This window comes from Mycolicibacterium confluentis (assembly GCF_010729895.1).
In the GTDB taxonomy this organism is placed as follows: domain Bacteria; phylum Actinomycetota; class Actinomycetes; order Mycobacteriales; family Mycobacteriaceae; genus Mycobacterium; species Mycobacterium confluentis.
On the sequence record NZ_AP022612.1, the window covers coordinates 4,851,515 to 4,861,832 of the forward strand.

The 10,318-nt window shown below is 70.6% G+C and carries 6 protein-coding genes; all 6 read right to left on the bottom strand.

The window, feature by feature from the left end; all coding sequences use genetic code 11:
- Positions 1 to 3: 3 nt before the first annotated feature.
- Genes G6N34_RS22895 through G6N34_RS22920 form a run of 6 tightly spaced genes read right to left on the bottom strand, consistent with a single transcriptional unit; the run spans position 4 to position 10,317 of the window.
- Positions 4 to 909, bottom strand: coding sequence for a sensor domain-containing protein (locus tag G6N34_RS22895; protein ID WP_085151377.1), 906 nt, complete (start codon positions 907 to 909; stop codon positions 4 to 6).
- Between the two features lie 34 nt (positions 910 to 943).
- A complete protein-coding gene (locus G6N34_RS22900; protein ID WP_085151378.1) occupies positions 944 to 2,101 on the bottom strand; it encodes a hypothetical protein in 1,158 nt (385 codons plus the stop codon).
- Entirely contained in the window at positions 2,098 to 3,042 is a 945-nt protein-coding gene (locus G6N34_RS22905) for a hypothetical protein (RefSeq protein WP_085151379.1), read from the bottom strand. The genes G6N34_RS22900 and G6N34_RS22905 overlap by 4 nt, the downstream gene beginning before the upstream one ends.
- Positions 3,042 to 5,564 (bottom strand): GAP1-N2 domain-containing protein, encoded by a 2,523-nt coding sequence (locus tag G6N34_RS22910; RefSeq protein WP_085151380.1) that lies wholly within the window; start codon positions 5,562 to 5,564, stop codon positions 3,042 to 3,044. Before G6N34_RS22910 ends, G6N34_RS22905 begins: the two co-directional genes overlap by 1 nt.
- The gene (locus G6N34_RS22915) at positions 5,561 to 7,654 is read right to left on the bottom strand and encodes a SaeA-related protein (protein ID WP_085151381.1); all 2,094 of its coding nucleotides are present in this window, start codon (positions 7,652 to 7,654) and stop codon (positions 5,561 to 5,563) included. Before G6N34_RS22915 ends, G6N34_RS22910 begins: the two co-directional genes overlap by 4 nt.
- Positions 7,654 to 10,317, bottom strand: coding sequence for a hypothetical protein (locus tag G6N34_RS22920; protein ID WP_085151382.1), 2,664 nt, complete (start codon positions 10,315 to 10,317; stop codon positions 7,654 to 7,656). Before G6N34_RS22920 ends, G6N34_RS22915 begins: the two co-directional genes overlap by 1 nt.
- Position 10,318 lies beyond the last annotated feature (1 nt).

The window sequence follows — 10,318 nt, forward strand, 5'->3', positions numbered from 1 at the left end:
CCCTCACGCCGGGATGCGGGCCACGATCCTCTTCGCGATCGTGGCCGCCTCCCCGGAGACAGCGCTGCCGATGATCCAGACGTCCACCAGCACATTGTTCTTCGTCGCGACGGCCCTGGTCACCGAGACCGGCGAGGCGTCGTTGTTCGACCGCAGCGTGCTCACGCCGTCACCGGCGTCCTCCGGTGCGCCGAGGGTCCACATCGAGAACTCGCCCTGCGGCACGTGCGTCCACTGGAACCGCTTGCCCGCACACCCCCGCCACAGATCGACGTAGGCCGTCACTGCCCGTTGTGCGGCGGCAGGGTCGGGGAAGTCCGCAACCCCCTCGGCGACCTGCATCGACGGGGTGGGCTGCTGCATATGGTTCTTGGCGTACACCGAGACATACCCGCTGTTCTCGTAGGCCGGGGGCAGATGCGCCCCGAACGAGCTCATGCACTCCGGCGGGTCGAACGTGGCCACATTGGCAGGCGGCGCCTCAACCCTGGTCGTGACTCCGGCATCCACCAGGCCGGCGTTGCCGGTGATCTCCTTGATCTCCTCAAGGCTGAGCAGCAGCGGCGGCAGGCCTGCGGTGCTGACGGTCTTCGGTGCCGGCGGCGTTGTGGTGGTGATGATCTCGCTCGACGGCGCGGTGGCGGGTTCGGCCGCTGGCTCCGGATCCGGACCCCCGCTGCGGCCGAACACGAGCCAGGCCACCAGCGCGAGGATCGCGACCACCGCGACCGCGGTCAGCACCCCGACCAGGATCCGCGGGCGACCGCGCCGCGGTGGATTCTGCGTCGGCCCGGGAGGGAAAGGCTGGCCCGGTGGCGAATTCGGCGGTGGTGCAAACGGATCACCGGCGAACGGTGCGCCCCCGAACGGATCCCGTGGCGTGTCGGCGCCACCCCCCGCACCCGTCATACCCGTCCTTCCTCTCGACTCCCGACCCGACCTCTCACAGCACTCCGAAGCTCGACGTGATCCACCGCACCGGATCGGCGCAGCGGAACGGTGCGATGCCGCGCGAGTGCAGACGGTTGCCACTCGGCGGCTGCCCGAGCGCGGACACCACGAAATAGCGATGCGCCAACGGCCTTCCAGTTGATGGGTTTTCGACGGCCGCGACGATCGATCCGCCGTGCAGGCGGGTCAGCAGACTGCGCACCTCCTCGTGCAGCAGCGCGCCGTCGGCCATGTCGTAGCGAGGCTGATCAGAGGTGTCCCGCAGATACGCCGCACCGGAATTCGACATGATCAGGCTCCAGTCGGAGCCCTCCACACCACGCAGCACCCGCAACGCGTCGAACTTCGACAGGATCACCGCCAGCCTGGGCTGCCCCGTCCCGATGGCCATCTGCACATTGTTCAGGACCGCACGGGGGTCGCCGCCGCCGAACATCTGTGCGGGCAGCAGGTCCTGCAACTGATCGCGAATCGCCTTGACCCGCAGCGGATCGAACATGAAGAAGACGCCGTCGGCGTTCGCGAAGAACCGGAATGCCGGCGTCCGCAGGTCGCCGGACTCCATGTCCTCCCCCGCCACGTCGCGCAGCACGAGGTACCGGCGCACGCCACCCCACACCCCCAGGGAGAACATCAACGGTTCGCGCTGATGGCTCGACTGCGTCGCCACCGTGGGAGTCGGAGCGATCAGGCCGCGCTGCACATACAGCGGGTTCTCGTAGTTGACGGCGTACGCGTCCGCGGTGGCTCGAGTCACCGGGCTCATCGCGACGCCGAGGCGCTCACACAGAAGTTCAAGCTGTTTCACCAGGACCGCGATGTAGAGGCTCTTGCCGGTCGCGCGCGCACCCGCCATCGCGATGCACACCGCGTGCCCCTCGCGCCACCCTTCGGGCAGTTCGAAGTGGCACACCGGACACACTTCGACGGCTGGGCCCTGCAGGGCCCGGCTCGCCTCGAAAGCCGGTGGCGGCGGGCCGTTGTAGCCGGGTGGCCTGGTCCAGGTGTAGAACGGGCCGCAGTCGACGGGTGCGCCGGCGTACGCCGAACCGACATCGTCGTGGTAGCGCTGTCCGCCGGCCTGCGCCGGCAGGGTCCACAGATGCTCGACGGGGCTCAAGACGCTGAAGCAGCGGGGGCACTTCGTCACATCGGCCTCGCCTGCAGCGCCAGTGCCAGCGGCACCACCACGCGTTCGATCACGCCCGGATGCGCCAGCATCGCGGCCGCGGCGTCCTGGCCGGGCGGCGGTGACGGCAACCGGGGGCCGCCCGCCGCATCCAGGCGGTGGTCATTCGACAGGGTGATCGTGGGAAACGACTGTCGCACAGCCTCGGTGACGAAGTCTGTGCAGACCACGGTGCGGGCCGGCCCCGGAGCCAACCGGGACCACCGCGCACCGGCACACCATCGGGGCGCAGCGGCATGCACCGCGGCCGAGAGGTCGGCACCAACGACGGGCGGCACACCCGCGACGTCGGCGCCGACGTAGACCGCAGAGACCTCGCCGGCACCCACGGCGTCGGCCACTCCCACGACGACGTCGGCCACCGCGGCCACCGTGCCGTCGGTGAACCAGGACCGCATCGACGCCGAGGCGTCCACCGCCAGCACCAGGCCGCCACCGGAGGCCGCAGCCTGTCCGCGGCCGATCGCATTGCGGGCCGCGGTGCGTGCCGCGGCGGCCAACGGGCCCAACGCACGATCCGCGACCGCGCTGACCCCCACCTCGATCTGCTGTCCACGCGGGGTGAGCGTCGCGAACACCACGCCGGCGTCGCCGCTGACGTCGACGGGGTCGAACACCACCTGCACGGGGTCGGCCTCGGCGGGGTTGTCCGGGGAGATCGCGAGGTGGATCGCGGTGCCGGGCGCGAACCTCGGTGCACCGACGGGCCGCACTGCGATCGAGACCCCACCCAGCAGGCGCGGCAGCACCGCGAGGTGGGCGGAGTTTCGTATCACGGGCTGCTCTGCACCACAACGAATCTCGAGCTCAGCGCCGGACACCGCACCGGTGATCGACACCGAGATCGGCTGGTGAGGTATATGCACACGCTGATTGCGCGCGCCGACAACGTAGATGGGCATCAACGGCTCCGATGTGTCACGGCGGTGTCGACGGCAAGCGGCGCGGTGCGCTCGACATCGTGCACCAACCTGCCGATCATCTTGCGGTGGCGGCGCAGCGCGCCGCCGGAGTCCTGTCCCGTCCACTGCGCCATCAGCGCGGCGGCGGAATCGACTTCGCTGTCGGTGAATTCGCGGGTGGCCGCGACATGCGCAGCCACCTGCCGAAGCAGCGCCGCCACCGATGGCGTGACCACGGGTTCGTCCGTGCGATCCGGATCATCCTGCGTCAGACTGACGGCCACCAGCACGGGTGCGCTCAGCACCCCGGAGTCCACCAGCGCGCAGACGCGGGAGACCGCGGCGACCGCACATCCCGGGAGCCGCGCGAGGCGGTCGCAACTCGGGGGGAAGGGCTGATGTCCCACCAGCGCCAGCATCGACAGCGCCAACAGTCGCACCGTGGCATCGTCGTGCAGCACACCGGGACGCAGCGCCGCGAGTTCGGCCTCCCACAGCGGCCAGTACGCGCGCTGATGGGTCTCGACGTATCCCTGCTGCACCCAGGTCCCGAGGTCGGTGACGCGCAGCGCCGCCCAGGCCACCATCGTGTCTTCGCGGTGCGCCTCGATCACCGCGGCCGACAGTTCGGACAGCCCCACCGAGTCCGCGGCGCCCATCAGGGTCGGAAGCACCGCGCGGCCCGTGAGCCCACGGCCCCCGATCGCCAGGAGGTCGCTGGGATCCCACGCCTGGGCCGCGACCAGTGCGTCGAACTGCGGTGCGTCGTGAATCCTCAGCCACCACAACGCGGCGCGGCGATCACCGGGTGCCTGGCGCGCCGGATCCGTGCCGGCCTGCAGCGACCGCACCCCTCGAACGGCGGCACGCAGCCACACACCGTCCCACGCGCGGGCGGACGTCAACTGCGCCGCGGCGGGGGCCTCGACGCCGGACGCCAACCAGTCCACGACGTCGATCGGCACCGCGACCTCGCCGTCGGGCGTCGTGCGGGTCCGCAACAGCTGGGCCGCCACGGTCAGGCGGGTCCGCGCGTCGATCCGGCCGCCGAGACGGCGGACCAACCGCGCCCCGATGCTCTCGTCGAGCAGTGCCGGCGCCACCTCCTCGGCCAGGCTGCGCCGGATCGCGTCGTCGTCGATGCCCGAGCGGATGGTCAGATCCGCGAGGCGCAGCAGCCTCTCGGGGCCGGCGTCGCGCGCCTGTGTGAGGCCCTGATCCAGCGCATTCGAGAGGTCATGAGGCACCGGGCGGCCATGGAAAGTGGACGGCGGGTGCGGGATCCGGCTCGGCTGGTCGAGCCACGCCGGATCGGTGACGGCGCGGGACAGATAGATCCGGTCGATCATCTCGCCCGCGGCACCGTCCGCACCCTGCTGCACCGCGCGCCAGGCGTCGGCCGTGCTGACGCCGACGCGGTCGGCCACCACCGCAGCCAGGGTGCGGCCCACCGCCGAATCCAGCGCCGCGCCGCGCGGTGAATGTGCCGCGATGACCGAGGCGGCCTCCTCTTCGGCGTCGGCGAACTCGGGGCGTGCGGCCACCGCCATCGCCATCGGCCACGCCGGATGCAGTCCCTCGTCCCCGGCCGCCGCAGCGTGGTGATCGATGTCGTCGAACAGTCCCCGGGCGGAGGCCGAATCCAGAAGCGCCACTTGTGCCATCGCCGACCATGGGGTGACCTCGATGGCTTGGCCGGCGGCGGTTCTGTGCGGTTCGACACCGAGTTCGCCCAGCGACATGGTGGCCGTGTCGTCGATCGCGACGACCCGTGGTGGAAGCGCGGCGAGGTCAGCCCGGGGCATGGCGATCAGATGTTGTCCCGCGCGTACGGCGGCGGCAAGGCCGTCGGCGCGGTCGAACGTCGAGAAGCTGAACCGGGATGCCGTGCCCGCCGACATCAGAAAGCTCAGCAGGCCCGTCCACTGCGCGGCATCGTCCGGCGAGTCGACGCCGAGAACCACCGGCGCCTGGCCGTCCATTGCCGCTGACACCGCGTCGAGAAGCCCGAAAAGCGTTCCCAACCGCCAATGTCGGGGGTCCAGCAGGAAGTCGATCACGCTGTCGGGGGTCACCGCGACGCCGGGTTCCGGCGGGGTGGGAGCCAACTGGGCGGCGGCCACCGGGCCGGGACCGTAGGGGCGCAGCCACTCGCCCGAACGCCACCACTGGATCGGCCGCCGCGGCGATTCGTCGGGGCGCCGATCCAGCACGACATGGGCGAACACGTTGCCGGGCCGCCCGGTGGCATCCGAACCGGCGGGCACGCTGTGCCAGTAGGCGGCCGCACCCGTATCCAGCCGACCGAATGCCAGTCGACGGGGCCCCTTTTCGAGGTCCTCGGATGTCGGGTAGGCGGGCAGCGGCGGGTCTGGATGGAACACCGTGCGCACGCCCGCCACCAGTCCGCGCTCCTCCTCGGCGGAGATGTCGCCACTGCGTTCCTTGACCTGCCACCCGCCCGCACTGCCCGCGGCGTCGAACGAGGTGTAGGTCAGCTGGCCATACCTCGACGCCGTCACTGTGGCGGCCCGGGCGGCATCGGGAACAGTCGCAGCGACTCGACGGGCGGGTCGAGCAGGGCGATCGTGCGCAGTCGCGCGGGTGACGGCGTGTTGACGAACAGGCGCAGCCACCCCGTGGTGAGGTCACGCAGGTTGGCCGCCCACAGTTCACCGTTGCCGTGCGTGGTCAGCGCCGACCACCGCAGTTCCTTCGACGGCGCGTCGGTGAGCCGCCCCTGCTCGTCGACGGGTGCCACATCGACCGCCGTGCCGTCGCTGACCGACAACGGGATTCGCGAGGCGTTGTGGACCAGCACGAATGCCGGCGACCCGGGCAGGTCGTGTTCGGAGCGCATCGCCACCGTCGCGTGGGTGGGCACGCCCCTGTCGTCGCGCCCGATCCGGATGGCGTACTGAAGCCGCAGCAGGCCCTCGTAGTCGATGCTGCGGACCGCACCGAGCACGCGTTGCCCGCGGGTGAAGGCCACCGGCGCCAGGTGCAGCGAGCAGCCGGTGACTGGGAGCTGACCCGCCAGGTGCATCCCGCCGTACTTCTCGTACTCCTCCAGCGAGATCTCGAACTTCTTGCCGGTCAGCCCGTTTCGGGGATCGTGTCCCCTGGGCGCGAGATGCACCACGACCGCGGCGGCACCCGAAGGCCAGTCGAAGGTGATCACCTGCTTGTTGCAGTACTCGGCCAACTCCACATCGCGAATCTCACCGGTGCGCACCGCCGACTGGGTGGCGCCCAGGGCCGCAGTGCCCGCCAGCACCGTCACGGGCGTGAAGTACGAGCGACTCCAGGCCGAGGGCCATGACACTCCGGTCATCGTCGCGGTGACGCGCCCGGACCCGTCGGTGCGCTGCGACATCGGTTGCGTCAGGCGCATGTCAGGGGACAGCCCGATCTGGTCGAGCGCGGCCTCCGGCAGTTCGGCCGCATCCGCGCCCGCGCGGGGACCGTCCTGACTGCGGTAGATCACCACCACTCCGTTGCGGGGCGGCGTCCAGGTCAGATCGAAGACACCTGGGCCAGACGGGGTGACCACCAGATCGGTGACGGGCGAGAGCACCGCGGCCATCTCGATGTCGACCTGCGCGGCCTCAGAGAGGCGCATGATGCCGTCGACCGTGGCCGCGCACCGCATGCGATACGTGTAGCGCTGTCCGCCGACGGCCTCGGTGTCGACGAACCCCCCGAGGTTGTCGCTGGTCGCCAGGATGCGGAACTGCGGTCCGTCACGTCCGTCGACCTCGGCGGGGATCCGGTGCACGTGCACCATCTCGACACCCGGAGGAACCGTCCACTGCCCGATGACGCGACCGTGATCCTCGCGGACGCTCACCCCGGCGACGGGACTGATCAGCACACCCTCGGCGTGCAGTTCGGGCTGGGCGGCCAGGGCCGCGCTTCGGGTCGGACCGCTGTTGACCCACACCTGGAAGTGCCGGACCGCCCTCCCCGGTGGCCGAACGTCAAGCGCTTCGGTGTCGGTGGTGATCGCGACAACGTCGGCGCGGTCGGGCGAGTACGGCCTGCTCTCCTCCGCGGAGATCACGCGGTAGACCACGACGGACTCGCCGCCGTGCGACGAGGGCAGGAACGCGGGCCAGGACAGCTGCCTGCCTGTCGTCGCGCCCGCGGTGTCGTGTCGGGGCACGATGGTCACGGCATGCGAATGGCCGTGCGACGGACCGAACGCGAAGGGCGCGAAATCACCTGAGGATAAATCGGTTTCGATGATCTTCCGAGGCGGCGGTGTGGACAGGTTGGCCACCGAAATCATGGCGGTCTGTTCGACCCCTTCGGCGGCAGGCCCGTCGCCGGGTCCGGACCGGTGCCGGCCCGCGGGGGGAGGTGGTGGGTCGGCGTCGAGTTCGGCCAGCAGCGCGGCCAACGACTCGGCGTGTTCGGACACCGCGCCGGGCAGCATGGCGCGGATCTGCTCGACGTCACTGCGCCCCGAACGCAGCACCAGGCGCAGGTGCGCCTCCTTGAGCGTTCGAGCCGAGATCGCCTCAGAGTCGATCAACTGCTGCCGCCACGCCAGCAACGCGGGAAGCCTTGCGTCGTTGACTGTTTCGGGAGCCGGATTGGTGTCGGACATCAGAACACCATGTCCTCGCCGGGGGGTTCGGTGCGCTCGGTGCGCGAGATCATCACCGTGGCATCGTCCTCGCTACCCGGCATGATCGAGATCGGCACCTCGAAGATCGCGAATTCATACGGCGGCAGGCCGTCGCTGGCCTGCACCACGGCGGCCCGGTAACCCAACCCGACGCGGGTCAGCACGAGGTCGTCCACGGCCACTGCTCCTCGGCCCGCGGTGACGGCGGCGTTGGTGAACAGCGACGCGTCGAACGGCGCGGCGTGCCCGGGACGGTGGTCGGTGATGCCCGCCGAGAACTGCGCGGTGGGCACCTGACGCCCCAGGGCGGGGATCTGCACCAGGCCCGCGAGCGAGTCACTGATCCCGCCAGACTGGGCGGCGGTGTCATCGAGGAACATCTGCTCGACCCGGGCCCACAGCGCGTCGGCACCTGCCGGCTGGACCCGGCCCGAGGCCACCGCCACCGACCACTGGTCCAGTCCGGAACCTGTTCCCACACCGGGCATCCGGAACAGTGTCACGGGATCCTCCCGCAACTGCTGCGCCGCCGCGGCGACCATGTCGTCCCAGGGCCGGCTCAGCCATCCGAGCGCATACAGCCTGCGCTGCACCGCGTGGGCCGCGTTGGCCGCATGCTCGGGGCTGGGGTCCGCAACCCCGACCTGCGTCGAGCGGGGCAGCCCGTCGAACAGGTGCCCCGATTCGGGTCCGGTCGCCGGTGCCGGGCCGAATGGCGCCCGCAGCACGGTGCCCACCACCCGACTCCACGCCAGCAGTTGGCCGTACGCCGAGGACAGCCGAGCGACGTCGGTCAACGCATTGCGCAGATTGGCCTGCATCAACTCGAGTTGACTCTCCTGCGATCTTCGCAGGTTCATCTCGGCGAACAGGTCACGCTGTGCCAGCAGGAACAGCACGAGCGACACCACGACGTAGAGCCCGATCAGCACGCCGCCGGTGGACAACGCGAATGACCAGCTCACCCAACCGAATGCCGCGATCGCCAGCAGGATCACCAACACCGCGAACAGCGCCCACGAGAACGTCTTGAGGATCAGGCCGATCGCGCGCTGGCGGGCCCGCAGGTGCTCGTCGACGCCGTCCTGCTGGGCTGCGGCCTGAATGCCGGTGACCAACTGGCCGACCTCGGTGCGGGCCCGCTGCAGGAAGTCGACCAGGATCGACGAGACCTGTACCGCATAGCTGTTCGCGCGCGCCGCCTGCCAGTTGTCCAGTTCGGTGCTGGTGGTGCGGGCTTCGACGCCGGCCGCGGGGTCCTGGTAGGCCCGGCGCAGGCGATCCCGCAGGGTGGCCGCCCCGAGCACGTCGGCGGCCTCGACCGCGTCGACGCCGATCACCGCGGCCAACGACGTCGGGACCCCGGCGAACTGTTCGGTCGTACTGGGCACCACGTCGGCGGAGTTGGCCACCACACCGACCCCGGAACCGATCTGGATGGGCTCCAGGCCGCCGGCGCGACGTCCGCCGTCGGCCAGGGTCAAAGCACCGTTGACGAAGTCGGTCCACAGTCCGCTGAGGTCCTGCCGGGCGAAATGCTCGCCCGGCGGCGGACCGCCAAGTGCGCTCGAGAGGGTTTCGGCGCTGCGGCCCAGATCCTGCCAGTCGGCCAGTTCGGTGTTGGCCACCACGGAGAAGGCCGAGTTGGTCCGGCCGAACACCGTGCCCTGCACGGTGCTGGCAACCACCGAACGCGCCGATCCCAGCACCGCCGACAGCCACGCCGACGGGGCCCTTCGCAGCGCCGCCCCGATGAACCGGAAGAACATCTTCAAGGCCGTGCCGATCGAAATGGACTGGGCCGCTTCCTCGGTGCCCGAGAGTCGGGGTCCGCGAAGTACGTCGCGGTGTTTGGTCCACAGCGCCTGAGCCATGGCCCGGGTGGCTGTCGGGACGTCCTCGACGTAGACCACCGGGACCTGCCCGCCGCGTGGAAGGGGAAGGCGCCCACTGGGGTCGAACAGTTGCGCACGCAACCGGGCCTCGACGCGCGTGGTGTCCAGGCGACGGTAGAACCCGCGCACCGCGCGCACGGTCTGCCCCGGAAGGATCTCCAACTGGTCGAACGGGGTCTGCTCGACCCCGGCCCACAGTCCACTGGTGCCCGCGATGACGGGGGCGACATGCTGGGCCAGGTCCAGTGGATCGGAGATGCGGCCCCACGGCACGGCCCCCAACCCGGGCCCGGCCGAGTCCTCGGGCGCGACCAGCAGGTTGTGCCAGCCCTCCAGCACCAGGGCCAGATCGGGGGTCACCGGCTCGCTGCCGCCTCGCGTGATCAGCATGCGCAACAGGGTGATTCGCGCACCCATCGAACTGCTGCGCACGGTCTGCTCGACCGCCTGCTCGGCGGCCAGTTCGACGCGTTCACCCGCCGGAGCCTCCATCGGCACCAGCACCACGACCCGGATGCGGTCGTACCGTTCGGCGGTCAGCAGTTGCTGCAACTGCACGGGTTCGCTGCGGCCGCCGCGCACCGACGTCGCGGCCGTCGACACCCCGCTGACGTCGCGTGCATCGACCCACACGAACTCGGCCAGCAGACCGGCCGCGGAGTAGTCGCCCAGCAGCGCGACGATGTGCTCGGTGTGCGCGCGCGGGACCACCAGGACCGTCAGCGCGCGCGGTGATGCGGTGCTCATG